Origin of the sequence: Mesorhizobium salmacidum (SeqCode) (genome assembly GCF_037179605.1) — a bacterium.
GTDB lineage: Bacteria > Pseudomonadota > Alphaproteobacteria > Rhizobiales > Rhizobiaceae > Mesorhizobium > Mesorhizobium salmacidum.
The window spans coordinates 120,612-144,437 of the sequence record NZ_JAPYKS010000006.1 but is presented as its reverse complement, the minus strand read 5'-3'; the positions used below and the strand labels follow the sequence as shown (position 1 = coordinate 144,437).

Annotated in this window: 22 protein-coding genes, 1 tRNA gene and 1 other RNA gene; 13 read left to right on the top strand and 11 right to left on the bottom strand. The window is 63.3% G+C overall.

The genetic code is table 11. The features are described from left to right. Nucleotides 1-73: 73 nt before the first annotated feature. The 5 genes from O7A60_RS10410 to ffs all read right to left on the bottom strand — a co-directional run bounded on the left by O7A60_RS10410 (nt 74) and on the right by ffs (nt 4,137). Nucleotides 74-1,078 carry a cell wall hydrolase gene (locus O7A60_RS10410; protein WP_337106176.1) on the bottom strand — a complete coding sequence of 335 codons (1,005 nt, stop codon included), beginning with the start codon at nt 1,076-1,078 and terminating at the stop codon, nt 74-76. 252 nt (nt 1,079-1,330) lie between these two features. Further along, a complete protein-coding gene (locus O7A60_RS10405) occupies nt 1,331-1,738 on the bottom strand; it encodes a hypothetical protein (protein ID WP_337106175.1) in 408 nt (135 codons plus the stop codon). Between the two features lie 15 nt (nt 1,739-1,753). Beyond that, nucleotides 1,754-2,077, bottom strand: coding sequence for a YbaB/EbfC family nucleoid-associated protein (locus tag O7A60_RS10400; protein WP_337106174.1), 324 nt, complete (start codon nt 2,075-2,077; stop codon nt 1,754-1,756). A 31-nt stretch (nt 2,078-2,108) separates the two neighbouring features. After that, nucleotides 2,109-3,938 (bottom strand): DNA polymerase III subunit gamma/tau, encoded by a 1,830-nt coding sequence (locus O7A60_RS10395; protein ID WP_337106172.1) that lies wholly within the window; start codon nt 3,936-3,938, stop codon nt 2,109-2,111. A gap of 102 nt (nt 3,939-4,040) precedes the next feature. Then, nucleotides 4,041-4,137, bottom strand: an RNA gene (ffs, locus tag O7A60_RS10390) — signal recognition particle sRNA small type. A 144-nt stretch (nt 4,138-4,281) separates the two neighbouring features. On the opposite strand from ffs, the gene O7A60_RS10385 reads away from it, so the two are divergent. The 3 genes from O7A60_RS10385 to O7A60_RS10375 are packed head-to-tail and all read left to right on the top strand — an operon-like array spanning nt 4,282 to nt 6,025. Next, complete coding sequence (locus tag O7A60_RS10385; protein ID WP_027142073.1) at nt 4,282-4,701, top strand: HIT family protein; 420 nt, start codon at nt 4,282-4,284, stop codon at nt 4,699-4,701. Nucleotides 4,702-4,753: 52 nt separating this feature from the next. Continuing rightward, nucleotides 4,754-5,698: an NAD(+) diphosphatase gene (nudC, locus tag O7A60_RS10380; RefSeq protein WP_337106170.1), complete on the top strand. Its 945-nt coding sequence runs from the start codon at nt 4,754-4,756 to the stop codon at nt 5,696-5,698. A 27-nt stretch (nt 5,699-5,725) separates the two neighbouring features. Further along, nucleotides 5,726-6,025, top strand: a complete 300-nt coding sequence (locus O7A60_RS10375; protein ID WP_027142075.1) for a Dabb family protein — start codon at nt 5,726-5,728, stop codon at nt 6,023-6,025. A 1-nt stretch (nt 6,026) separates the two neighbouring features. On the opposite strand, the gene O7A60_RS10370 is transcribed toward O7A60_RS10375, so the two are convergent. Both O7A60_RS10370 and O7A60_RS10365 read right to left on the bottom strand, forming a co-directional pair. Further along, complete coding sequence (locus tag O7A60_RS10370; RefSeq protein ID WP_337106169.1) at nt 6,027-6,890, bottom strand: prephenate dehydratase; 864 nt, start codon at nt 6,888-6,890, stop codon at nt 6,027-6,029. A gap of 9 nt (nt 6,891-6,899) precedes the next feature. Then, a complete protein-coding gene (locus tag O7A60_RS10365; protein WP_337106168.1) occupies nt 6,900-7,628 on the bottom strand; it encodes a 3-deoxy-manno-octulosonate cytidylyltransferase in 729 nt (242 codons plus the stop codon). A gap of 192 nt (nt 7,629-7,820) precedes the next feature. Here O7A60_RS10365 and O7A60_RS10360 point away from each other — a divergent pair, with 192 nt between their 5' ends. The 7 genes from O7A60_RS10360 (at nt 7,821) to O7A60_RS10330 (ending at nt 17,296) form a co-directional block, all read left to right on the top strand. Continuing rightward, on the top strand, nt 7,821-8,501 hold the full coding sequence (locus O7A60_RS10360; RefSeq protein WP_337106167.1) for a c-type cytochrome: 681 nt from the start codon (nt 7,821-7,823) through the stop codon (nt 8,499-8,501). A gap of 164 nt (nt 8,502-8,665) precedes the next feature. After that, on the top strand, nt 8,666-10,543 hold the full coding sequence (locus O7A60_RS10355; protein WP_337106166.1) for an extracellular solute-binding protein: 1,878 nt from the start codon (nt 8,666-8,668) through the stop codon (nt 10,541-10,543). A 14-nt stretch (nt 10,544-10,557) separates the two neighbouring features. Beyond that, nucleotides 10,558-12,426: an extracellular solute-binding protein gene (locus O7A60_RS10350; protein WP_337106164.1), complete on the top strand. Its 1,869-nt coding sequence runs from the start codon at nt 10,558-10,560 to the stop codon at nt 12,424-12,426. Between the two features lie 30 nt (nt 12,427-12,456). Beyond that, nucleotides 12,457-13,551, top strand: coding sequence for a microcin C ABC transporter permease YejB (locus tag O7A60_RS10345; protein ID WP_337106163.1), 1,095 nt, complete (start codon nt 12,457-12,459; stop codon nt 13,549-13,551). Beyond that, nucleotides 13,551-14,696 (top strand): ABC transporter permease, encoded by a 1,146-nt coding sequence (locus tag O7A60_RS10340; RefSeq protein ID WP_337106162.1) that lies wholly within the window; start codon nt 13,551-13,553, stop codon nt 14,694-14,696. Before O7A60_RS10345 ends, O7A60_RS10340 begins: the two co-directional genes overlap by 1 nt. After that, nucleotides 14,693-16,324, top strand: coding sequence for an ABC transporter ATP-binding protein (locus tag O7A60_RS10335; protein ID WP_337106161.1), 1,632 nt, complete (start codon nt 14,693-14,695; stop codon nt 16,322-16,324). The genes O7A60_RS10340 and O7A60_RS10335 overlap by 4 nt, the downstream gene beginning before the upstream one ends. Before the next feature lie 30 nt (nt 16,325-16,354). Then, on the top strand, nt 16,355-17,296 hold the full coding sequence (locus O7A60_RS10330; protein ID WP_027142084.1) for a 2-hydroxyacid dehydrogenase: 942 nt from the start codon (nt 16,355-16,357) through the stop codon (nt 17,294-17,296). Nucleotides 17,297-17,309: 13 nt separating this feature from the next. Here the strand turns inward: O7A60_RS10330 and O7A60_RS10325 are convergent, their stop codons facing one another. From O7A60_RS10325 to O7A60_RS10315, 3 genes are all read right to left on the bottom strand, one after another. Continuing rightward, nucleotides 17,310-17,837: a P-loop NTPase family protein gene (locus O7A60_RS10325; protein ID WP_337106160.1), complete on the bottom strand. Its 528-nt coding sequence runs from the start codon at nt 17,835-17,837 to the stop codon at nt 17,310-17,312. A gap of 33 nt (nt 17,838-17,870) precedes the next feature. Further along, nucleotides 17,871-18,230: a hypothetical protein gene (locus O7A60_RS10320; protein ID WP_337106159.1), complete on the bottom strand. Its 360-nt coding sequence runs from the start codon at nt 18,228-18,230 to the stop codon at nt 17,871-17,873. Between the two features lie 129 nt (nt 18,231-18,359). Further along, complete coding sequence (locus O7A60_RS10315) at nt 18,360-19,277, bottom strand: methyltransferase domain-containing protein (RefSeq protein ID WP_337106158.1); 918 nt, start codon at nt 19,275-19,277, stop codon at nt 18,360-18,362. 151 nt (nt 19,278-19,428) lie between these two features. On the opposite strand from O7A60_RS10315, the gene O7A60_RS10310 reads away from it, so the two are divergent. Beyond that, complete coding sequence (locus O7A60_RS10310; protein WP_337106157.1) at nt 19,429-20,439, top strand: ligase-associated DNA damage response exonuclease; 1,011 nt, start codon at nt 19,429-19,431, stop codon at nt 20,437-20,439. A gap of 229 nt (nt 20,440-20,668) precedes the next feature. After that, on the top strand, nt 20,669-22,270 hold the full coding sequence (locus tag O7A60_RS10305; protein WP_337106156.1) for a cisplatin damage response ATP-dependent DNA ligase: 1,602 nt from the start codon (nt 20,669-20,671) through the stop codon (nt 22,268-22,270). Nucleotides 22,271-22,298: 28 nt separating this feature from the next. Here O7A60_RS10305 and O7A60_RS10300 read toward each other — a convergent pair whose 3' ends face one another. Beyond that, on the bottom strand, nt 22,299-23,444 hold the full coding sequence (locus tag O7A60_RS10300; protein WP_337106155.1) for a hypothetical protein: 1,146 nt from the start codon (nt 23,442-23,444) through the stop codon (nt 22,299-22,301). Between the two features lie 288 nt (nt 23,445-23,732). On the opposite strand from O7A60_RS10300, the gene O7A60_RS10295 reads away from it, so the two are divergent. Next, nucleotides 23,733-23,808 (top strand) — tRNA-Thr (locus tag O7A60_RS10295). Nucleotides 23,809-23,826 lie beyond the last annotated feature (18 nt).

Sequence of the window (23,826 nt, the reverse complement as noted above, 5' to 3'; positions counted from 1 at the left end):
CTGATCTAGGATTTTTCAGAGCGGTTTGAAACATCCCTGTCGACGCACGGTCCGCCATGCTGCCATGCGAGAATCAGTTGGTTTCGAGCGGGCGACCCTGGCTGACGATCATCGCGCCTATGGCGTCGGTGTTCTCAGGCGTCGACTGAAATCCCATCGATGCTTCCTGCGGAGCGTCCTGGACCGAGGAGATGACCCTTTTGTTCGAGGTTCCGCTGTTCAAGGTTCCGCCAAAACGTGCGGCATCAGGCTCTTCCATCGGCTCCTGCATCGCAATTTCGATCGGCTTCGCCTGGACTCGCGCGGACTTTGCCGACGGCGCCGCGGATGCGGTCAGATAGGTCTGCTGCGCGGGGGCAGTGCGGGCGGGCGCCGGCTTGGCCGGTTCCGCCGCTGCGGTCATGTAGACCTGTTCTGCCGGAGCAGTGCGGGCGGTCGCCTTGGCCGGGCGCACCATCTCGACGGACGCGACACGCGTCGCGGGTACTCCCGGCAACGCGGCTGGCGACTCGGCCGACGCGACCATCGGCTCATCCGGCAGCGGCTGCCAGCTGCGGCCGCGCTTTTCGTAGAAGGCATTGCCGCCGGCAACCATGGTGTAGTGCATGTTCTTGTAGGGGAAGCGCAGGCCGGCGGTGTGGAAATACATCGTGTTCTTGAGCTTGGCCTTGCGCTCGCCCTTGAGCACGGCGTCGGCGGCCTCCTCGACATCGGGCATTGCACGTGAATTCATCGCCCTGGTCATGACGCCCGGCGCGAACTGCCCGGGCTCGCCCACCACCTGGCAGATGGTGCTGCCATGATTGCCCGAGCGCAGCCGGTTCATCACCACCGTGCCGACGGCGATCATGCCATCGCGGCTCGACCGGTTGGATTCGAAGAACATCGCCCGTTCCAGGCATTCCCTGTCCTTGGGCGTGTGACTGTAGGCGCGCGAACTCAGGAAGCTCGGCGTGATGGCGTCGGTCAGGCTGGCGACCGACATGCCGTGCGAGGTGGTCTGGCTGCAAGCGGCCAAGAAAAGGGGAGACGTGACGACGCCGAGCAACAGCGGCGTCTTCCATCGCGTGGCTATCAACAGGTAACCCTCTCACTTCAATGCCCGCCCCCAGGCTGCGGCAAGAATGAGACACTTTCGGGCAAAATGATGGCCAAAACGTTATTAACGGCGGACTGTTGCCGAATTGACACAAATCGAGGCTTTCCAGATGGATCGGGCCGTCGTTTCACACGGACGATGACCGCCTTTTCTTCATTTTGCCGCAATTCCGCTGGGGTAAACGCCATGCGCTTTTGCCGGGAAGAGCGCGCCACGGCTTCCCAGAATAGCCTATCGCCCGGCGCCGATTGCTGCCGGCCGACCGGGTTCGACCTCTTCGACCGTCTCTGAAAACAGGCCCCGCCTGAGAAACAGCGCCCGCGCCTCCCTGGCCGCCGGCGCGATCTTGCCCGGCCAGTCGCTGTCGATGAACTCGGCCTTGGTGAAATCAGGATTTGTTTCGGAGGCCGCCTCCAGGAACTCGGCGATTTCCAGCACGACGGCGCGTTCATCCTTCGAAAGCGCCGACGTGCCGGCCTCGATCGACGGGCGGTGCACGAAATCCTCGAAGAGATTGAAGTAGCCCTTGATGCCGACGAGATCGACACCCGCATCGCAATCGGCGAGGATTTCCAGAATCTCGTAGATCCTGTTGCGGATACGCTGCTCGATCAGTCTTTCTGACGGCTCGCCGATCATGGGCGCACCGAACGCCTAGAAGGGCAGTTTCATTCCCGGCGGGATGGGCAGGCCGGCGGTCAACGCCTTGGTCTTTTCCTGCATGATCTGCTCGACCTTGGCCTTGGCGTCATTGTGCGCGGCAAGAATCAAATCCTCGAGGATTTCGACCTCGTCTTCCCTAAACAAAGACGGGTCGATCTTCAGCGACTTGATGTCGAACTTTCCGCTCAACGTGATGCTGACCAGGCCGCCGCCGGCCTGGCCGACGGCTTCGACCGTGGCGATCTCATCCTGCATGGCCTGGAACTTGGCCTGCATTTCCTTCGCCTTGCCCATCAGGCTGAGAAGATCTTTCATGGTCCGATCCTTTGCGGATTAGTGCTGGATATCAGGGTTCGTCGTCATCGGCCGGCGGCTCGACCGGCATTTCAGCGTCGGTCGCGTCGGCGTCCGGCGTATCGGGAATTCGCACATCGATGATCTTGGCGCCGGGAAAGCGGGCCAGGATGGCGGCCACGGTCGGGTCGTTCCTGGCGTCGAGGAAGGCGTTTTCACGCTTCGTCGATTCCATTTCGGCCAACGTCTGGCCGCCGTCTTCCTTCGACAGCGACACCAGCCAGCTGCGGCCGGTCCAGGCGCGCAGTTTCGTCGTCAGCTCGTTGAGCAGCATCTTGGGCGCGTCATCGGTCAGGCTGACGTCGATGCGGCCGGGTTCGATGTGCATCAGACGGATGCAGCGCTTGACCAGCACCTTGAAGGCGATGTCGCGCTGCGCGTCGGCGAGGGCAACGATGTCGGCCAGCGATTTCAGCGGTACAGCTTGCGTCTCCGGCGCAGGTTGCGGGGGCGCTACGAAGGCGGCCGGAGCGGGCGTGGCCTCGACCAGCCGCATGGTCTGCGCGCCGCCCGACCCGCCAGGCATGCGCGCCTGCGCCACGGCGCTGGCGCCATTGCCGCCTGCACCGCCATTGCCGGGGTTCACGGGCGCGCCGTTCGGGCGCGGCGCGGCGCCAGTCGTCGAAGCACCGCTCTCCAGCGATCTCAGCGCCTCGTCCAATGTCGGCAGGTCGGCGGCGTGCGCCAGCCGGATCAACACCATTTCGGCGGCACTGACCGGCCGGTTGGAGGACTGCACCTCGGGAATGCCCTTGAGCAGCATCTGCCAGGTCCGCGACAGCACGCGGACCGAAAGCGCCCTGGCGAAATCGGCGCCGCGCTGACGCTCGTCCTGCGACAGCGAGGCATCGTCCATGGCGGTCGGCACGAAGCGCAAACGGGTGACGAGGTGGTTGAACTCGGCCAGATCGATGAGCACGGCGGCCGGATCGGCGCCGGTGTCGTATTGCGCGCGGAATTCTCCGAGTGCCGCCGCCACATCGCCCTTCATCACATATTCGAACAGATCGACGATGCGGGCGCGGTCGGCGAGCCCCAGCATGGCGCGCACGGCCTCGGCGCTGACGGAGCCGGCGCCATGGGCGATCGCCTGGTCGAGAATGGAGAGCGAATCGCGTGCGGAACCTTCCGCAGCGCGCGCGATCATGGCCAGCGCGTCATCGTCGACTGAAATGCCTTCCTTGCCGGCGATCGAGGAGAGATGCGCGACCAGCGCGCCGGCGTCGATGCGCCGCAGGTCGAAACGCTGGCAGCGCGACAGGACGGTGATCGGAACCTTGCGGATCTCGGTGGTGGCGAAGATGAACTTGACGTGCGGCGGCGGTTCTTCCAGCGTCTTCAGCAGGCCGTTGAAGGCCTGCGTGGACAGCATGTGCACTTCATCGATGATGTAGACCTTGTAGCGGGCCGAGACGGGCGCATAGCGCACGCGCTCGATGATGTCCCTGATGTCGTCGATACCGGTGTGCGAGGCGGCGTCCATCTCGATGACGTCGACATGGCGGCCTTCCATGATCGCCTGGCAATGCTCGCCAAGCACGGCGAGGTCGACCGAGGGCTGGTCAACGGTGGCGGTTTTATAATTCAGGGCTCGCGCCAGTATGCGCGCCGTCGTGGTCTTGCCGACGCCGCGCACGCCGGTCAGCATCCAGGCCTGGGCAATGCGGCCAGTGGCAAAGGCGTTGGTGAGGGTGCGCACCATCGGCTCCTGGCCCACGAGCTCGGAGAAATTCGACGGGCGGTATTTGCGCGCCAGCACGCGATAGGCAGCGGCCTTGCTTGTCGCCAGACTGTCGGACCCCGAATTTCCGGCTTCGCTCATTCGCCCGTTAAGCTCCAAAAGGCCGCCCAAAGGCGCCGATTCCTGCGCATAGTCTCGCCCGCGCTGCAATGCGTCGTCAATGTCGCGGGGAGGGCCGATGAGGTGGGAGGCTGGAACAATGACCCGTTCCGGGCTCGTTAGGGCTGCTTCCTTCCGGACCTGACCCGGTTGGCGAGTGGATCGTCCACCACCAACCTCCCGCTGTCCATATCGGCAATTGCGCGACGAAATGCAAGTGCGCAGGCAAATCGGCACCGCGAACCACGAGATTCGCTTGCAGCCCCGGTGCAGCCGCTTTAGCGTTCAGGGTTTGAGGAAGCCAAGAAAAGCAAGGGAAACGCCGATGCTGCCGGGCCTGAAGGCCGGATTCACGCTGGATGCCCGGCTGGAGGCTGACAGCGAGCAGTTGATGTGGCTTGGGCTGTGCGAATTGCGGGTGATGAACGACCGCCGCTGGCCATGGCTGCTCCTCGTGCCGCAGCGCCCGGGCGCGGAGGAAATCCACGACATGACGCCGCTCGACCAGGCGATGCTGACCTTCGAGACCAACATGGTGGCGCAGGCGCTGAAGAAGGTGAGCGGCTGCACCAAGATCAACACCGGCGCGCTCGGCAACATCGTGCGCCAACTGCATGTCCACATCATCGCACGATCCGAGGGCGACCCCGGCTGGCCCGGCCCGGTGTGGGGACATGGCCTGCGCGAGCCCTATGAGCCTTCCGACCTGCGCCGGTTTGCCGAAACGATAAGGGCGGCGCTATAAGCCTTCCCCGTGTCCATCCCAAGCATGTCCATCCCAAAGCACCAGAGTCCCTATGAGCTTCCGCCTGTTTGACGCGCCCCTGCGCGAGCCGAGCCAGTTCGTCGGCTTTGCCGGCAACACGATCGACCGGCAATCCGAGAACCGCGCAGACGATTCGGTCGACAAAGCGCTGGCCGATCCGACGACACGGCTGCTTTTGATGAATGGCGGCCGGCTCCACCTGAAACTGACGGATGGCCGTTTCGACCCTTGGTACCGCATCGCCGAGAGCGAGGCTTTCAACCCTTCCTTCGATCAAAGTGTCCTGCTCGGGTTTTCCGAACAGGGGCCGGTGCTGGCGGTCCTGGCCGGCATCGATGCCGAACAGTTGCCTGAAACCGTCAAGGCGATCGATTACCGCTCGGTCTATATGCAAGGACTGATCGACGAGGCCGCCGCCGGCGCGATGGCGCAAGGGGCGGCCCTGCTGGCCTGGCACGCCAGCCACCGCTTCTGCAGCAAATGCGGCACCGAATCGCAGATGCGGGCGGGTGGCTACAAACGCCATTGCCCCAATTGCGGCACCGAGCATTTTCCGCGCACCGACCCGGTGGCGATCATGCTGACGGCGACGCGGGAGAAATGCCTGCTCGGGCGCGGCCGGCATTTCGGGCCGGGCATGTATTCGGCGCTTGCCGGCTTCATCGAGCCGGGCGAGACGATCGAGGCGGCGGTGCGCCGCGAAACGCTGGAGGAAGCCGGAATACGGCTCGGCCGCGTCGTCTACCACGCCAGCCAACCCTGGCCGTTTCCCTATTCGCTGATGATCGGCTGCTTCGGCGAGCCGCTCAACGACGACATCCAGGCCGATCTCGACGAGTTGGAGGACTGCCGCTGGTTTTTGCGCGACGAGGTGCGCCTGATGCTGGACCGTGCGCACCCCCACGCCCTGGTCACGCCGCCGAAAGGCGCCATCGCGCATCACCTCATCCGTGCCTGGGTCGACAGCGAATTGTGAATATCGAAGTCATTGCAGGAGAGACAAATGATCCGTCACACCGTCGTCTTCACGCTGAAGCACCCGCCGCATTCGCTGGAGGAAAAGCGATTTCTCGTCGACGCCAGGAAAATCCTCTCGGCGATCCGGGGCGTCACGCATTTCGAGCAATTGCGGCAGGTCAGCCCCAAGAACGATTATCGGTTCGGCTTCTCGATGGAGTTCGCCGACCAGGCCGCCTACACCAGGTACAACGACCATCCCGACCATGTCGCCTTCGTGCGCGACCGCTGGGTGCCGGAGGTCGAGACCTTCATGGAGATCGACTACGTGCCGCTGGGCTGGTAGCTCAATCCGCCACCTTCCACTGCTCGCGCGACTGGCTGGCCGGATAGACGCCGAGGATCCGCACTTCCCGCGAGAAGAAGCGAAGCTCGTCCAGCGCCAGCTTGACCAGCGGATCGTCTGGGTGGCCCTCGATGTCGGCGTAGAACAGCGTCGCCGTGAAGGCGCCGAGCTGATAGCTCTCCAGCTTGGTCATGTTGATGCCGTTGGTGGCGAAGCCGCCCATGGCCTTGTAGAGCGCGGCCGGCACGTTGCGGACGCGGAAGATGAAGGTCGTCATCATCTTGACGTCGGCTGCCGGGCGCTCGGCCCATTGCTTGTTCTTGGTCAGGACCACGAAGCGGGTGACGTTGCTGTCGGTGTCCTCGACGTTCTCCTCGATGATATCGAGCCCGTAGAGCGTCGCGGCCAGCGCCGGGGCCAGCGCGGCCATGGTGCGGTCCTTGACCTCGGAGACCATCTTGGCGGCGCCCGCCGTGTCCCCCGCGACTACTCCCTTCCAGCCGTTCTTGCGAATGTACTTGCGGCACTGGCCGAGGGCGTGGATGTGGGTGTGCACGGTCTTGATCTCGTCGCGCCTGACGCCGGGCAGCACCATCAGCTGGAAATGGATCGGCAGGAAATATTCGCCGACAATGTGCATCCTCGATTCCGGCAGAAGATGGTGGATGTCGGCAACGCGTCCGGCGATGGTGTTCTCGATCGGGATCATGGCGAGATCGGCCTTGCCGGTCTCGACGGCATTGAACGCGTCCTCGAAGGTCGGGCAAGGCAACGGCTCCATCGAGGGATAGACGTTGCGGCAGGCGGTGTCGGAATTGGCGCCCGGCTCGCCCTGGAAGGATATTCTGTTGGTCTTTTCAGGCATGCGGATATCTCAGTTTGAAAGAATTTCCCTGGCGCGTTCCAGGTCATGCGGCGTGTCGACGCCAAGCGGCAGCGACTGCACGATCTCGGCGTCGATGCGCATGCCGGCCTCCAGTGCCCGCAGCTGCTCCAGCCGCTCGCGGCGCTCCAGCGGCGACGGCTTCAGCGCGACGAAACGCTCGAGCGCGGCGCGGCGATAGGCGTAGAGACCGATATGGTGATAAAGCGGCCCCTCGCCCCACGGTGCCGTGGCCCGGGTGAAATAGAGCGCCCGCAACCGCGTGCCGGAGAGCGGCGAGCCGACGATCTTGACGACGTTGGAATTGGTCTTCTCCTCCTCGCGGACGATCTCGACACCAAGCGTGGCGATATCGACCGTGGTGTCCTCGAACGGCCTGAGCGAGGCGGCGATGATGGCGGGATCGATGGTCGGCAGGTCGCCCTGCACATTGACGATCGTTTCGACCTTGCCCAGGGGATCAAGAGCAACCAACGCCTCGTGGATGCGATCCGAGCCGGACTCATGATCCATGCGCGTCATCACCGCCTCGAAACCATGCGCGCGCACCGCCTCGGCCACGCTCTGCGTGTCGGTCGCCACCACCACCCGGCCAAGGCCGGCTTCGGCCGCGCGGCGGGCGACATGCACGATCATCGGCACGCCTGATATATCGGCCAGCGGCTTGCCCGGCAGGCGGGTCGAGGCCATGCGGGCCGGTATCAGGATCAAGGTGGACATCGGTCTGGCAGGCGTCCGAAACGAGGAGGGGAAAAGTGGCAAAAGGTCTCACTGGCAGCGCCCTTATAGGTGTTGCAACGCCCGAGCAAAAGACCTAGTTTCCGCCCGATTTGACCGGCTCTGGAGGGCAGGTCTCGATACCGACGGACGGAGTGGACGGTTCGGTCCGCCGGAAAAGGGAGCAAGGGGCGCATGGATTCCACCGAAGTCAACAAGCTGCTCGCCGGATTGCTCGGGACCGTTTTCGTGGTCTTCTCAGTCGGCATCGTGTCGGACGCGCTGTTTGCCTCGCCCGCGCCGGAAAAGCCCGGCTTCGCCGTCGAGGCCGCCGAGCCGGCGGAAGGCGGCGCCGCCGCGCCGGCCGCCGAAGCCAAGCCGATCGCCGACCTGCTGGCGACCGCCAATGTCGAGGCGGGTGCCGCCGTCTTCAAGAAATGCCAGGCCTGCCATTCCGGCGAAAAGGGCGGCCCCAACAAGGTCGGCCCGGATCTGTGGGATCTCGTCGACCGGCCGGTCGCCGAGCATGAAGGCTTCGCCTATTCGGCCGGCATGAAGGAATTCTCCAAGGGCGGCTCCGAGAAGTGGACCTACGACAACATTAACCACTTCATCACTTCGCCGAAGAAATTCGTGAAGGGCACGGCGATGGGCTTTGCCGGCCTGCCGAAGGAAGAAGACCGCGCCAACGTCATCGCCTATCTGCGCACGCTGTCGGACAACCCCAAGCCGCTGCCAGCACCCGGCGCCGCCGCGGACGCCAGCGCGCCGGCCAAGCCCGCCGATGGGGCCGCTCCGGCGAAACCGGCTGACGGCGCCGCACCAGCCAAACCCGCGGCTCCTGCCGCACCTGCGCCGGCCGCACCGGCAAAATAACCGGAAATGCCGTGATCATCTTGAAAAAGCCGGGTTCTGCCCGGCTTTTTTCGTTAGGGAACACGCACGGTGCGGCGACAAAGCCGCGCATGGCGGTTTTCACGAGCGTCAAATCATCTAGATTGCGTCTGGATGATCCGCAGGCATGACGAAGAGGATAGTGCATGACGGTTGGCCGAACGCTTCTCAAGTCGTTGTTGGCGGCGGCCTTGCTGGCGGCGGGATTGCAGGCAACCCGGGCCGATGAGTGGCGGACCACCTCGTCGCTGATCGGCGAATCCAAATACGGCGACAATTTCCAGCACTATGACTACGTCAATCCGAACGCGCCCAAGGGCGGCACGCTGAATTCGGTGCTGCTTGGCACCTATGACAGCTTCAATCCCTATATCGTCCAGGGATCGCCGGCGGCAGGTCTCGCCGGATTCGGCGGCGGCCTGCTCTACGACACGCTGATGGAGCAGGCGACCGATGAGGGCAGCGTCAGCCATCCCCTGATCGCCGACGCCTACAAATACCCGGCTGACTATTCCTCGGCGACGTACCGGCTCGATCCGCGCGCCAAATGGCATGACGGCCAGCCGATCACCGTCGACGACGTGATCTGGTCGTTCAAGGTGCTAAAGGCGAACAGCCCGCAATACAGCCGCTACTTCGAGAACGTCACCGATGCGGTGGCAATCTCCGACCGCGAGGTCGAATTCCATTTCAACCAGAAGGGCAACCGCGAACTGCCCAAGATCATGGGCGACCTTGCCGTGCTGCCGAAACACTGGTGGGAAGGCACGGACGCCGGCGGCAAGAAGCGCGACGTCACCAGGCCGACATTGGAAATCCCGCTCGGCTCAGCCGCCTACAAGATCGCCAGCTTCAAGCCGGGTTCGGAAATCGTCTGGCAGCGCGTGCCGGACTATTGGGCGGCCAAGCTGCCGGTGAAGGTGGGCCGCGAGAATTTCGACACGCGCCGATACACCTACATCCTCGACGACAATGCCGCCTGGCTTGCCTTCACCAAGGGCGGGCTGGAAGACATCAACCGTGAATACAGTTCCCGCAAATGGGCGACGGCCTATAATTTCCCGGCCATCCAGGCCGGCGACGTCATCAAGAAGGATTTCCAGGCCCACTCGCCACAGCCGATGCAGGGCTTTGCTCTCAACCAGAGGCGGCCGCTGTTCCAAGACCGGCTGGTCCGCGAAGCACTGACCATACCGTTCGATTTCGAAAGCATGAATCGTACGCTGTTCTTCGGTTTCAATACCCGAACATCAAGCTATTTCCAGGGTACCGAACTCGCATCCAGCGGATTGCCGCAGGGCAAGGAACTGGAAATCCTGGAAAAATACCGCGACAAGCTGCCGCCGGAACTCTTCACCCAGGAATTCAAGCTGCCTGTCTACGACTCTCCGCAAGCGGAGCGAAAGTACCTGAAGCAGGCCGTCGATCTCTTCGCCAAGGCCGGATGGGTCATCAAGGGCGGCAAGATGGTCAACGCTAAGACAGGCGCACCGTTCAAGTTCGAGATCCTCGGCTGGAATGACACAGACCAGGTGATCGCCAGCCCCTATATAGCCAATCTGCGCAAGATCGGCGTCGACGCCACTCTGCGCATCATCGACCAGACGCAGTACATCAACCGCGTCAACAACTTTGATTTCGATGTCGTGACGGGTCTGTTCGGCCAGTCGGATTCGCCCGGCAACGAGCAGCGCGATTTCTGGAGTTCAAAGGCGGCCGATGCGCCTGGTTCGCGCAACCTGATGGGCATCAAGGATCCAATCGTCGACGCGCTGGTCGATCGCATCATCTTCGCCACCGATCGCGATGATCTCGTCGCCGCCACACACGCACTCGACCGCGTCCTGCTGTGGAACTTCTATGTGGTGCCGCAATATTACCGTTCCGCGGTCTGGCTGGCCTATTGGAACAAGTTCAAGTTCCCCGACAAGCAGCCTGCCTATGTGGGCGCCGATATCGATTCCTGGTGGGTCGATCTTGACAAGGAAAAAGCGCTGGCGGCCAAATACAAGGGCGGCAATTGATGGGGCGGCAATCGATGACGGCCCTGCCCCGCCGCGATTTCCTGGCTTTGGGCGGCGCCGCCGCTGCCGCCGCATTGATCCCGGGCAAAGCCTTCGCAAATATTGCGACCGGGACCAAGCTGCACGGTCTGTCCGCCTTCGGCGATCTCAAATACAAGCCTGATTTCCCGCATTTCGACTATGTCAATGTCGACGCGCCTGTTGGCGGCATCTTCAATTTCTCGCCGCCGAATTGGGGCTACAATCAGGATACCCAGACCTTCAACACGCTGAACTCCTTCGCCAACAAGGGCGACGCGCCGCCGCGCATGGAGATGTGTTTCGACGCGCTGATGGTGCGGGCTCTCGACGAACCCGACGCGGTCTATGGCCAGATCGCGGATGGCGTGACGCTCTCCGACGACCGCAATGGCTTCACCTTCTCCCTTCGGCCCGAGGTGCGTTTCCATGACGGCACGCCGCTGACGGCGCAGGACGCAGCCTTCACCTTCAAGCTCTACAAGGAGAAGGGCCATCCCGACCTATCGCTGTCGCTGACGCATATGGTCGATGCCGTTGCCGTCGATGACCGCACGCTGCGGCTTACTTTTTCCGGCAAGCAATCCGCCCGCACCGTGCTCAACGTGGTGGAATTCCCGATCCTGTCCAAAGCCTTCTACACGGCAAATCCATTCGATTCCTCGCAATTGAACGCGCCGCTCGGCTCAGGTGCCTATAAGGTGGGGCGCCTTTCGGCCGGGACGTGGATCGAATACGACCGGGTGGCGGACTATTGGGGCCGCGACCTTGCGGTCAATCGCGGCCAGAACAATTTCGACCGTATCCGCATCGAGTTCTACCAGAACCGCAACGCCGGATTCGAAGCCTTCAAGAAGGGTGAGATCACGTATCGCGAGGAATTCGTGTCACGCGTTTGGGCCACCGGCTATGACTTTCCGGCCTTGGCCGCCGGCAAGGTGATCAAGCACGAATTCCCGGCCGAGAAGCGGCCGTCAATGCAGGCCACGGCCGTCAACCAGCGGCGCGAGCAATTTCGTGATTCCAGGGTGAGGCAGGCGATTGCGCTGTGCTTCGACTTCGAATGGACTCGCCGCAACTTCTTCTACGGCTCCTACGAGCGCTCGCAATCCTGCTTCGAGAAATCGGATTTTCGCGCCGAAGGGCTGCCCTCGCCGCAGGAACTCGCTTTGTTGGAGCCGCTGCGAGGCCAGCTCCCGGCAGAGGTCTTCGGCAAGGCAGTGACCCAGCCCGCATCCGACGGCTCCGGCCGTGACCGCAAGCTGCTTGGCCAAGCGGCAAAGCTTCTGTCCGCGGCCGGCTGGAAACGATCGGGTGACTTCGTTGTCAATGACAAGGGCGGCAGGCTTTCGGCCGAGTTCATGGTCGACGACGATACCTTCGTTCAGGTCTATTCGCCCTGGGTCGCCAATATGAAGGCGATTGGCATCGACGCCACGATCCGGCTGGTCGATTCGGCGCAATACCAGGCGAGACAGGCGAGTTTCGACTTCGACCTCTTGTCTGCTGCTTTTTCGTTCAGCGCGACGCCAACTCGCGATGATCTCGAAGTCTTCTTCCATTCGAGCACCGCCGGCGTCTCCGGTTCCCGTAACTTGCCGGGTATTTCCGATCCCGCGGTCGACGCGCTGATCAACGCAGTGGGCGCGGCAAAGGACCGTGAAAACCTGACCGTGGCCATGCGTGCGCTCGACCGGGTCTTGCGCGCGCGATGCGATTGGATTCCTAGTTGGTTCCTGGCGAATCACCGCGTCGCCTATTGGGATATGTTCGGCTTTGTCGAGCAAAAGCCCGATTTCGGCTTTCCGGTCGAGACGCTGTGGTGGTTCGATAAGGGCAAGGCGGCAAAAATTGGCAAAGGCTGAGATGTTCGCACGAGCAGGACGCGAGGCCTGATGGGCGCCTATATACTGCGCCGTATCCTTTTGATGATCCCGACCCTGTTCGGCATCATGGCGATATCCTTCGCCGTCATCCAGTTCGCGCCTGGCGGCCCGGTCGAGCAGGTCATCGCCAAGCTGACCAACCAGGGCGGCAGCGACCGCCTCGGCGGCGGTGGCGGCGACGCGGGCGGCTCCAATTTCGATGCCGCCGGCGATGTCGGTTCGAAATATCGCGGTGCCCAGGGTCTCGACCCAGAATTCATCAAGAAGCTGGAGAAGCAGTTCGGCTTCGACAAGCCGCCGCTCGAACGCTTCGGCATGATGCTGTGGAATTACGCCAGGTTCGATTTCGGCAACAGCTATTTCCGCGATATTTCCGTGCTCGACCTGATCCTTGAGAAGATGCCTGTGTCGATTTCGATCGGACTCTGGATCACGTTATTGTCCTATCTGATCTCGATCCCGCTCGGCATTCGCAAGGCTGTGAAGGACGGCAGTCCCTTCGACGTCTGGACCAGCGGCGTCGTAATTGTCGGCTATGCCATTCCGGGCTTCCTGTTCGGCATCCTTTTGATGGTGCTGTTTGCCGGCGGCTCGTTCTGGGACTGGTTCCCGTTGCGCGGCATCGTTTCCGACAATTGGGACCAGTTGTCCTGGCCGGCCAAGATTGCCGATTATTTTTGGCACATGACCTTGCCGCTGACGGCGCTGGTGCTGTCGGCCTTCGCCACGACGACGCTTTTGACCAAGAACTCTTTCCTGGAGGAAATCCGCAAGCAGTATGTGGTGACGGCGCGCGCCAAGGGCCTGTCGGAACGGCAGGTGCTTTACGGGCACGTCTTCCGCAACGCCATGCTGATCGTCATCGCCGGCTTCCCGGGTGCCTTCATCTCGGCCTTCTTCACCGGCTCGCTGCTGATCGAGAACATCTTTTCCCTCGACGGGCTCGGCCTGCTCGGCTTCCGTTCGGTGGTCGAGCGCGACTATCCCGTGGTGTTCGCCAATCTTTATATTTTCTCGCTGCTTGGCCTGTTCGTCGGGCTCCTGTCCGACCTGATGTACACCTGGGTCGATCCGCGGATCGATTTCGAGCGGAGAGACGTCTGATGTCGGAGGCCAACGTTACCGCCGGTGTCTTGCCGGAGCGGCTCCCACGCCCGTTCCTGTCGCCGCTCAACAAGCGTCGCCTGCAGAATTTCAAGGCCAACCGGCGCGGCTACTGGTCGCTGTGGATTTTCCTCGTTCTGTTCGTGCTGTCGCTGTTTGCCGAATTCATCGCCAACGACAAGCCGATCATCGCTTCCTACAAGGGCGAAATCCTTTTCCCGGTGATGGTCGCTTACCCCGAGGAAAAATTCGGCGGCTTCTATGCCGTCACTGACTATCGCGACCCGGTGATCCAGGACGAGATCAATGCCCATGGCTGGATGATCTGGCCGCCGATCCGCTATTCCTACCAGACCGTCAACAACGCCATTCCCGAAGCGGCACCCGCCAAGCCGTCGTGGGAATATGACGCCAAGACGCGCTGCAACCAATATCCACAAGGAGCCGATGACCCGGCCTGCAATGTCGGTAACTGGAACTGGTTCGGCACCGACGACCAGGCGCGCGACGTGCTGGCGCGCGTCATCTACGGTTTCCGCATTTCGGTGCTGTTCGGCCTGATCCTGACCGCGGGCTCGGCGCTGATCGGCGTTGGCGCCGGTGCGTTGCAGGGCTATTTCGGCGGCTGGACCGATCTGCTGTTCCAGCGCTTCATCGAGATCTGGTCGGCCATTCCCGTGCTTTATCTGCTGCTCATCGTCGCCGCCATCCTGCCGCCGGGCTTCTTCATCCTGCTTGGCCTGATGCTGCTGTTCTCCTGGGTGGCGCTGGTAGGCGTGGTGCGAGCCGAGTTCCTGCGCGCCCGCAACTTCGAATATGTCAACGCGGCGCGCGCGCTCGGCGTGCGCAACCGCACCATCATGTTCCGGCACCTGTTGCCCAACGCGATGGTGGCGACATTGACCTTCCTGCCCTTTTTGCTGAGCGGATCGATCTCGACGCTGACCTCGCTCGACTATCTCGGCTTCGGCCTGCCGCCCGGCTCCGCCTCGCTCGGCGAACTGCTCAAGCAGGCACAGCGCAACCTCAACGCGCCTTGGCTCGGCATATCCGGCTTCGTCGTCATCTCGCTGATGCTGTCGCTGCTGGTCTTTGTCGGCGAGGCGACGCGCGACGCCTTCGATCCGCGCAAGACGTTCAAATGAGCGAAGCCCCCTTGCTCAGCGTCCAGGACCTCAGCGTCGCCTTCAGCCAGGACGGCGGCCAGTCTGTCGCCGTCGACCGTATCTCGTTCGACATCGCCAGGGGCGAGACGGTGGCGCTTGTCGGCGAATCCGGCTCCGGCAAATCGGTCTCGGCGCTGTCGGCGCTGAAGCTGCTGCCCTACCCCAGCGCCAGCCACCCATCGGGCAAGATCCTGTTCCAGGGCGCCGACCTGCTGGCCATGAGCGAGAAGCAATTGCGGCAGGTGCGCGGCAACAAGATCACCATGATCTTCCAGGAGCCGATGACCTCGCTCAATCCGTTGCACACGATCGAGCACCAGATCGTCGAGATCCTGAAGCTGCATCAAGGCATGAGCGACCGTCCGGCCAAGGCGCGCACGCTGGCCCTGCTGAAAGAGGTCGGCATCCGCGATCCGGAAAAACGGCTCGATGCCTATCCGCACCAGCTTTCGGGCGGCCAGCGCCAACGCGTCATGATCGCCATGGCGCTCGCCAACGAGCCGGAACTGTTGATCGCCGACGAGCCGACGACGGCGCTCGACGTCACTGTGCAGGCACAGATCCTCGAACTGCTCGCGGGCCTCAAAAGCCGCAAGGGCATGTCGATGCTGTTCATCACTCATGACCTCGGCATCGTGCGCAAGATCGCCGATCGGGTCTGCGTGATGACCAAGGGCAAGATCGTCGAGACCGGACCGACCAAGGACATCTTCGCCAGCCCGCAGCACCCATATACGCGTCATCTTCTCGCCGCCGAGCCGAAAGGCAAGCCACCAGCCGCCAATGCCGAAGCCAAGCCTGTCATGACCGGCAAGGACATCAAGGTCTGGTTTCCGATCAAGCAGGGCTTCTTCCGGCGCACTGTCGATCATGTGAAGGCGGTCGACGGCATCGACGTCACGGTGCGCGCCGGCCAGACGCTGGGCGTGGTCGGAGAATCCGGTTCCGGCAAGACCACGCTCGGCCTGGCGCTGGCGCGCATGATCTCGTCGACCGGAACCATCAAGTTCAACGGCCGCGACATCAACCAGCTCACCTTCAACGCCATGCGGCCGCTCAGGCGCGAACTGCAGATTGTCTTCCAGGACCCGTTCGGTTCGCTCAGCCCGCGCATGTCGATCGCCGAGATCATCGAGGAAGGCCTGAAGATCCACGAGCCGAAGCTGTCGCCCGACGAGCGCGATGACAAGGTGGCCGCCGTGCTGAAGGAAGTCGGCCTCGACCCGGCGACCCGAAACCGCTATCCGCACGAATTTTCCGGTGGCCAGCGCCAGCGTGTCGCCATCGCGCGCGCCATGGTGCTCAACCCGCGCTTCGTCATGCTGGACGAGCCGACATCGGCGCTCGACATGAGCGTGCAGGCGCAGGTCGTCGATCTCCTGCGCAATTTGCAGGCCAAGCACGACCTCGCCTATCTCTTCATCAGCCATGACCTCAAGGTCATCCGGGCGCTGGCCAATGACGTCATCGTCATGCGCAACGGCCAGATCGTCGAAGCCGGCCCTTCCGAACAGATTTTTGGAAATCCGCAAACCGACTATACTCGGGCGCTGATCTCGGCCGCCTTCAAGATCGAGACGGCGCCGACAGGCGTGGTCAGCGAGTGATCCGCATAAGGAAGGACTGAACGAACCGCGATGGAAAAAGGCCGCATCCTGCTTGCCGTCACCGGCTTTCATCCGCAGCGCTGGCGCGACCTGTTGTCGGCGGAGCGCGAGGTGGTGCTGGAGCCGGACGGCGCCAAAGATCCCTCGATCACCTATGCGGTGGTCTGGAAGCACAAGCCCAACCTGATGTCGTCGCTGCCCAATCTGCGCGCCATCTTCTCTATCGGCGCCGGCGTCGATCATATCTTCGCCGATCCCGGCCTGCCCGACGTGCCGATCGTCAAGGTCGTCGCCGACAACCTCACGCAGTACATGACCGAGTACGTCGTCTGGCGGGTGCTCGACCATCATCGGCAGGGCCTGCTCTACAGGTCGCAGCAGCTAAAGAAGATCTGGCACGAACCGCAACAGAGGCCGGCCGGCGACATTTCCGTCGGCATCATGGGTCTCGGCAGTCTCGGCCGGGCCGCGGCCTCGGTACTTCTCTCGCTCGGCTTCGCGGTCAATGGCTGGTCGCGCACCGACCGGCCGATGAACGGGGTGGCGACCTATTCCGGCGAAGCAGGCCTGATCCCGTTCCTCAATGCCACCGACATTCTGGTGGTGCTTCTGCCGTTGACCCCGGATACGCAAGGCATCATCAATTACGGCGTGCTGAAGGAGTTGCGCAAGCGCAACGGGCTTGGCGGCTCGGTGCTGATCAACGCCGGGCGTGGGCGTCTGCAGAAGGACGCCGACATCGTGCGGGCATTGGACGACGGCACGCTGAAGGAAGCGAGCCTCGACGTGTTCGAGGTCGAACCGCTGCCGAAGACCAGTCCGCTGTGGCGCCATCCGAAAGTGTTCGTGACGCCGCATGCCGCGGCGACCTCCGATCCCGTGCACCTGGCGCCGATCATGCTGCGCCAGATGGACGCTTTCGAGCGCGGCGAGAAGCTCGACAATCTGGTGGACCGCAAGGCGGGATATTAACCAGACATCGTCGTCACCTGGCCAAGTCCCAGTCCTGAAAACATTTCTTGATCGCCCGAACCGAAGACAGCTGCAGCTTCTGCAGGTCGATCTGCTCCAACATCGCCCTGTATCTCTGCCGGTTTTTCGGCGTGGCCACGGCGATGTGGTGGATCATGTCCCATTTGATGCTGTCGCGCCCGCCTTCCAAGCCACCGCGCCTCTCCCTCTCGAACAGGGTTCGCCGGAAATAACGCAGCAGACTTGCCGAGGTGGAGATGTCCAGCAGGATCAATCCCGTCGCGCGCTGGAAGCGTTGCGGCATGCAGACCGAGTAGTTTCCGTCCATCACCCACCGCTCACCGGCGATCGCGGCGTCATGCAAGGCAATGAACTCGTCCCTCGGACGCTGCTCCCAATCCGTGTTGGGCAGATGAAAGAGCAGATCGAGATGGATAAGCGTCAGGCCGCGCTTGCGCGCGATCGCGTCGGCAAGCGTCGACTTGCCGCTGTTGGACGGCCCCAAAATACAGATGCGGTCGCCGAGGTCCGAGAGGTTCACCGGATGGATCCTAGCAAGATGGACGATTGGTCATCAGCCGGGTAGAGCGAACTTCTTCTGCTTGTCCGGCTTGCCGCAGTCGCGGCGGCCGATGGACCGGTTCATGGCATCGATTTCGCCTGACGCCTTGTCGCTGTCGCGCTGGGCCTTGGAGCGCATGTCGGGCGTGAACGGGCCGAATCCCATGGCGGGATTGGAGAAGGTCGGCTTGGCGGTCGTCGGGAGATTATATTGCTGCGCCAATCCGTTGCGCTGCGCCAGCAACTGATCGCATGGCACGCTGTCATATTGCAGCGAGGATTCGATGTTGGCATCCTGCCGCTCGGACGCGGAATTGCCGACGCAGCCGGCGGTTGCCAGGCAAGACGCCAAGATCATCACGTTCCAGCGCATCGAAGTGCTCCTCCTGATATCCCGCCCTGATGCGACCAGATCGCAAATATCAATCGCGCACGCAAATCGGACTTTTTTCGCAGCGGTACAAAGCAGTGTCGGAATCGCCGCCGTGAGTATCCTCGGACTTCAAGCCGCGTGCGCCTTCCGTGCCACGACGGCCAGGCCTTTGACGGGCTCGCGGCGATCCTGGCGGATGCTTGTTGGCTCCAACGCCACGATCGAGAGGCCGTTGGTCTCGACGGTCCGTCTGACATAGCCCTCCGAATGGGCGTAGCGCCGCGACGGCTGCAGTGCCAAGTCGCCGCCATCCGCCAGGCTCTCGACGGCAAAGGCGAACAGGCCGCCCTCGGCGAGCAGGCCGGCGACCGTTCCCACAAAACCTTCGAGCCCGCCGATGTAGATCAGCACGTCGGCCGACGTCACCAGATCGGCCTTGTCGCCCGAATAGGAAAAGTCCTGCAAATCCGCTTTTGTCAGCGCGTCATAGATATTTTTTGCCTGCGCTTTCCTCAGCATCCTTGCCGAAATATCGACGCCCTCCAGCCGGTCGACGATCGGCCTCAGCCTCTCGCCCATCAGTCCGGTGCCACAGCCCAGGTCGAGCGCCAGGCGGAAGCGGCCCGGCCTTGCCTTGCGGATGGCGGCGTCGAGCACCTCGGGCAGCCTGTAGTCGAGCTTGCCGACCAGCATTTCCTCGAACGTCTCGGCATAGTGGTCGAACAGCGTCTCGACAAAGGCGCTGGGCGGCGCCATGGAGGCCGGACCCTTGCCGATCAGCTGCAGTTTGAGAGCCGCGCCCTGGCGATCGGCCGGATCGAGTTTCAGCGACGTCGCCCAGGCCTGCGCCGCCAGGTCGGGCCTGCCTGATGCCTCCCGCATCTCGCCGAGCCGAAACCAGCCCATTGCCCATTGCGGCGCCAGTTCCAGCGCGCCGAGCAGCAATTCGGCCGCGGCAGTGTGATCACCGGAGGCAAAAAGCATTTCGGCATAATCTGCACGGCGATCGGCGTTCGGGTCGCCCGACGAGGTCTGAAGCGGTTTCATGATGATGGTTCCGCCGGCAGGGTTAGCCGGCCGCCCATCTCTGTAGAGCAAAGCATGCCGAAGCTGAACCGAATTGAGCAGGCTTTGCCCGGGAGTCAGCAGTCTCGGGCAACAGGCTTCCCGCAGCGGAATTATATCCTATCTTGGCATCATGCGCGCCAGCGACCTGCTTCATCCCCGGCCCGAAGGCCTCTACTGCCCGCCGGGCGATTTCTTCATCGATCCGGTGCGGCCGGTGAACCGGGCGCTGATCACGCACGGCCATTCCGACCATGCGCGTTCCGGCCACGGCTCGGTGCTTGCGACGCAGCAGACGCTCGACATCATGGGGCTGCGCTATGGCGCGGACTTTGCAGGGACGACGCAGGCAGCTGCGTTCGGCGAGATGATTGCCATCGACGGCGTCGATGTCAGCTTTCATCCGGCTGGCCATGTGTTGGGTTCGGCGCAGATATCGGTCGAGTACCAGGGCAGGCGCATCGTCGCCTCCGGCGACTACAAGCGGCAGAAGGACGCGACCTGCGCGCCGTTCGAGCCGATCGCCTGCGACGTCTTCATCACCGAGGCAACCTTTGGCCTGCCGGTGTTTCGCCATCCGCCCGACACGGAAGAGATCGCCCGCCTCTTGAAATCGGCGGCGCAATTCCCGGAGCGTTCGCATCTGGTCGGGGCCTACGCGCTGGGCAAGGCGCAGCGGGTGATGCGGCTGCTGCGCGACGCCGGTTACGACAAGCCGCTCTACATCCATGGCGCGCTGGCCAGGCTCAGCGAATACTATCAGAGCCAGGGTATCGATCTCGGCGAACTCGAGCCGGCGACGGTGGAGAGCGGTGGCAAGCAGGATTTCGCCGGCGCCATCGTGGTCGGCCCGCCATCGGCCTTCGCCGACCGCTGGGCGCGGCGCTTTCCCGATCCGATCTCGTGCTTCGCGTCGGGCTGGATGCGCATCCGCCAGCGCGCCAAGCAAGGCGGCGTCGAGCTGCCGCTGATCATCTCGGACCATGCCGACTGGGACGAACTGATCATCACCATCAAGGAGACCGGCGCCGAGGAAATCTGGGTCACGCACGGCCGCGAGGAAGCGCTGGTGCGCTGGTGCGAGTTGGAAGGCATCGCCGCACGGCCGCTGCATCTGGTGGGCTATGAGGACGAGGGCGATTGAGGATGACATCCATCGACGCCGCGCCCTACGGCGCCCCCCTCTGTCCTGCCGGACATCTCCCCCTCGAGGGGGGAGATTGGCAGCTTTGGCGGCGTCGCTGTTTCTTCAACGTTGAAAGCTGGCGAAAGCAGACGCGACATCCGATCTCCCCTCTGGAGGGGGAGATGTCCGTCAGGACAGAGGGGGGCGCCTCGCGCAGACCTCTCCCCTTCGTGCGGTCTTCATCGCCATGAACCGCTTCGCCGAACTTCTCGACCGCCTGGTGCTGACGCCGTCGCGCAACGGCAAGCTGACGCTTTTGACCGATTATTTCCGCAGCGTCGAGGATCCCGATCGCGGTCTGGCGCTGGCGGCCATCACCGGCGATCTCAGGATTGCCGCGGTCAAGCCGGCCATGCTGCGCACGCTGGTCATCGAACGCATGGACCCGGTGCTGTTCGGCTATTCCTACGACTATGTCGGCGATCTCGCCGAGACGGTGTCGCTGGTCTGGCCGCAAACGCCTGGCAGGATCGCGAACCGCGAGCCGACGCTTGGCGAGGTGGTGGCCAAGCTGCAGGCGGCAAGCCGCTCCGACGGACCGAAGGTGCTGGCGGGGCTGCTCGACAGCGCCGGCATCTCGGCACGCTTTGCCATCATCAAGCTGGTCACCGGCGGCCTGCGCATCGGTGTCTCGGCGCGGCTGGCCAAACAGGCGCTGGCCGATTTCGGCAAGGTCGACGTCGCCGAGATCGAGGAGCTCTGGCATGGGCTGTCGCCGCCCTACACGGCGCTGTTCGCCTGGCTGGAAGGCAAGGCCGAGAAACCGCGCAACACGGCGATGGCGCTGTTCCGCCCGGTCATGCTGTCGAATCCGATCGGTGACGGCGACCTCGAAAAGCTCGATCCGGTGGACTATGCGGCCGAGTGGAAATGGGACGGGATCCGCGTCCAGGCGGTGGCCGAAGGCGGCATCCGCAGGCTCTATTCGCGCACCGGCGACGATGTCTCGGGCGCCTTTCCAGATCTCGCCGACGCCATGCATTTTTCCGCGACGCTCGATGGCGAGTTGCTGGTCGGCGATCCGCGAGAGGCGACGGGAACCTTCTCGGACCTGCAGCAGCGGCTGAACCGCAAGACGGTGACGCCGAAGATGCAGCAGCAGTATCCGGCCTTCATGCGCTGTTACGATCTGCTGCAGATCGGCGCGGAGGATATGCGCGGCCAGTCCTTCCGCGAGCGGCGCGGCCGCCTCGAAGCCTTTATCGGGACGCTCGACCCAAGCCGCTTCGATCTCTCCCCCTTCGTCGAGTTCACGGACTGGCAGGTGCTCGAGGACCTGCGCCGTGCGCCGCCGCATCCGATCATCGAAGGCGTGATGCTGAAGCGCTGGGATTCGCCCTATGTCGCGGGCCGGCCGAAGGGTCCGTGGTTCAAATGGAAGCGCGATCCGCACACGGTGGACGCCGTGCTGATGTATGCCCAGCGCGGCCACGGCAAGCGCTCGAGCTTCTATTCCGACTATACATTCGGCGTCTGGTCCGGAGCCGAGGGCGCGGAGGAACTGGTGCCGGTCGGCAAGGCCTATTTCGGCTTCACCGACGAGGAACTGAGGCAGATCGACAAATATGTCCGCGACAACACGGTCGAGCGCTTTGGGCCGGTGCGCTCGGTGCGCGCCGACCGCAACAATGGCCTGGTGCTGGAAGTCGCCTTCGAGGGGCTCAACCGCTCGACCCGGCACAAATCGGGTGTGGCCATGCGTTTCCCCAGGATTTCACGGCTGCGCTGGGACAAGCCGGCCAACGAGGCCGACCGCATAGAAACCCTGCAGGCGCTGCTCGACCGCTAGGAGCGGCCGACATGTCGGTCGCAACGGTTCAGGGTTCGATCGAGACGCGGATCTCGTAGACGTTGACCGCCTTGCCCTGTTTGTCGAAATCGGAATTGACGGCGATGGTTCCGGCTGAGCCGGGATGCTTGTCGGGGAACTTCACGTCGAACAGATATTCGTTTTTCTGCTGGCCGACCGCGTAGCGCTTGCGGCCGCAGTCGCCGAGTTCGCCGAAATTGCAGTCGACGGAGATCTGCGTGTCCTTGCCGTCCTCGGCGCGGGCGATGATGTCGAACACGGCGTGCTTGCCGGCGAGCTTTTCCAGCACGCCCTGCCCGACGTCGAAGGCGATCGCCGAGCCGGAGGCGCCGGACTGGATGCGCAGGAACGGCCCGCTGTCGTCCTTCATCACCTCGGCCTTGGCGTCCGACGGGGCGGCGACATGGGTCGGGTCGGTCGGCGAAAACACATTGATCCAATCGCGCGACTGATCCGCGGCACCGGGCTTTGCCGGTGCATTGGCGCCGTCAGCCGGAGTGAAATCGTCGTCCTCGACCGTCGGCGGCGCTTCCGGCGGCGCGGTATTGAGCTGCGCGGCCGTTTTGAACACACCGGTCTGCATGGCGAAGTACAGTCCGATACCAATCGCCGCGAGCAGCGTGACCGTGAAGAAAATGGCGGTCAGCGGCAGGCGCCGGCCGCGTATGCGCCGCTCATCGCGGTCGGGCGCCACTTCCGTCGCGGCTCCCGGCGCGGCGGGAGCCGACATGTCGATGGCTGGCGCGCCGGGAAGACTGGCGTCCGGCATAATGTCGGGAACCACCGGCAGCACGCGCGAGCGCGGCGCGTCGGATCCGGGCTGTACGGGGCCGTCGACGGCGACGGCGGGCGATGGCGCCCTCGGGCCGGCCTCGACCGCCGGCGCCGCGCCGCCCTCGGCCTCGCCCGCCGGCGCGTCGATCTGCGGGGCAACGCTTGGCACCGCCGGCAGATACTCGGATTCGATTTCGGTGATTTTCGCCTGGATAGCCTTGCGGCGCTTGATGGCGACTTCCACGGTCACGCCGGGATTGGCCTGGAGCGCACGGTCGAGCGCGGCGAAGGCCGCACGATAGACCCTCTCGCGGAACGCGCGGTCCTCGGCGTTGCCCTTTTCCAAGGCGTTCCGGATCGCTTTTTCGATCGCGTCCAAGCGAGGTCCCTCTGCAAATTGCCACAAGCTTTCATGATGGTTAGCGGCAGGCGACCAATCAATCAACGGGCGGGCAGCCGCATTCTGCCTCGACGGGCCGTTCAAAGTCCATCTCCGCGATGTTCCGGCAAACAAAATCGGAATCTGCCGGCGATTCCAGCATGCAGGGACGCCAGAACCCCGGTTTCGATCGCGGCGGGTCTCTTGCATGATTTGCCAAGTCGCATCTTGAATTCGCGGCCGGTTGAGTCTATCACCCAGCCCATCTTGGAGGCCTTGGCCTCCCGGGCCGCTTTAGCTCAGTTGGTAGAGCACATCATTCGTAATGATGGGGTCAGGTGTTCGAGTCACCTAAGCGGCACCAAAATCCCCCGAACTTGAA

Coding starts and splice junctions, on each gene's coding strand:
- O7A60_RS10330 (WP_027142084.1), top strand. CDS start 16,355: ATGGAAAAAGGCCGCATCCTGCTTGCCGTCACCGGCTTTCATCCGCAG.
- O7A60_RS10370 (WP_337106169.1), bottom strand. CDS start 6,890: ATGCCTGAAAAGACCAACAGAATATCCTTCCAGGGCGAGCCGGGCGCC.
- O7A60_RS10360 (WP_337106167.1), top strand. CDS start 7,821: ATGGATTCCACCGAAGTCAACAAGCTGCTCGCCGGATTGCTCGGGACC.
- O7A60_RS10365 (WP_337106168.1), bottom strand. CDS start 7,628: ATGTCCACCTTGATCCTGATACCGGCCCGCATGGCCTCGACCCGCCTG.
- O7A60_RS10305 (WP_337106156.1), top strand. CDS start 20,669: ATGAACCGCTTCGCCGAACTTCTCGACCGCCTGGTGCTGACGCCGTCG.
- O7A60_RS10375 (WP_027142075.1), top strand. CDS start 5,726: ATGATCCGTCACACCGTCGTCTTCACGCTGAAGCACCCGCCGCATTCG.
- O7A60_RS10345 (WP_337106163.1), top strand. CDS start 12,457: ATGGGCGCCTATATACTGCGCCGTATCCTTTTGATGATCCCGACCCTG.
- nudC (WP_337106170.1), top strand. CDS start 4,754: ATGAGCTTCCGCCTGTTTGACGCGCCCCTGCGCGAGCCGAGCCAGTTC.
- O7A60_RS10355 (WP_337106166.1), top strand. CDS start 8,666: ATGACGGTTGGCCGAACGCTTCTCAAGTCGTTGTTGGCGGCGGCCTTG.
- O7A60_RS10335 (WP_337106161.1), top strand. CDS start 14,693: ATGAGCGAAGCCCCCTTGCTCAGCGTCCAGGACCTCAGCGTCGCCTTC.
- O7A60_RS10340 (WP_337106162.1), top strand. CDS start 13,551: ATGTCGGAGGCCAACGTTACCGCCGGTGTCTTGCCGGAGCGGCTCCCA.
- O7A60_RS10310 (WP_337106157.1), top strand. CDS start 19,429: ATGCGCGCCAGCGACCTGCTTCATCCCCGGCCCGAAGGCCTCTACTGC.
- O7A60_RS10320 (WP_337106159.1), bottom strand. CDS start 18,230: ATGCGCTGGAACGTGATGATCTTGGCGTCTTGCCTGGCAACCGCCGGC.
- O7A60_RS10395 (WP_337106172.1), bottom strand. CDS start 3,938: ATGAGCGAAGCCGGAAATTCGGGGTCCGACAGTCTGGCGACAAGCAAG.
- O7A60_RS10400 (WP_337106174.1), bottom strand. CDS start 2,077: ATGAAAGATCTTCTCAGCCTGATGGGCAAGGCGAAGGAAATGCAGGCC.
- O7A60_RS10385 (WP_027142073.1), top strand. CDS start 4,282: ATGCTGCCGGGCCTGAAGGCCGGATTCACGCTGGATGCCCGGCTGGAG.
- O7A60_RS10405 (WP_337106175.1), bottom strand. CDS start 1,738: ATGATCGGCGAGCCGTCAGAAAGACTGATCGAGCAGCGTATCCGCAAC.
- O7A60_RS10350 (WP_337106164.1), top strand. CDS start 10,558: ATGACGGCCCTGCCCCGCCGCGATTTCCTGGCTTTGGGCGGCGCCGCC.
- O7A60_RS10315 (WP_337106158.1), bottom strand. CDS start 19,277: ATGAAACCGCTTCAGACCTCGTCGGGCGACCCGAACGCCGATCGCCGT.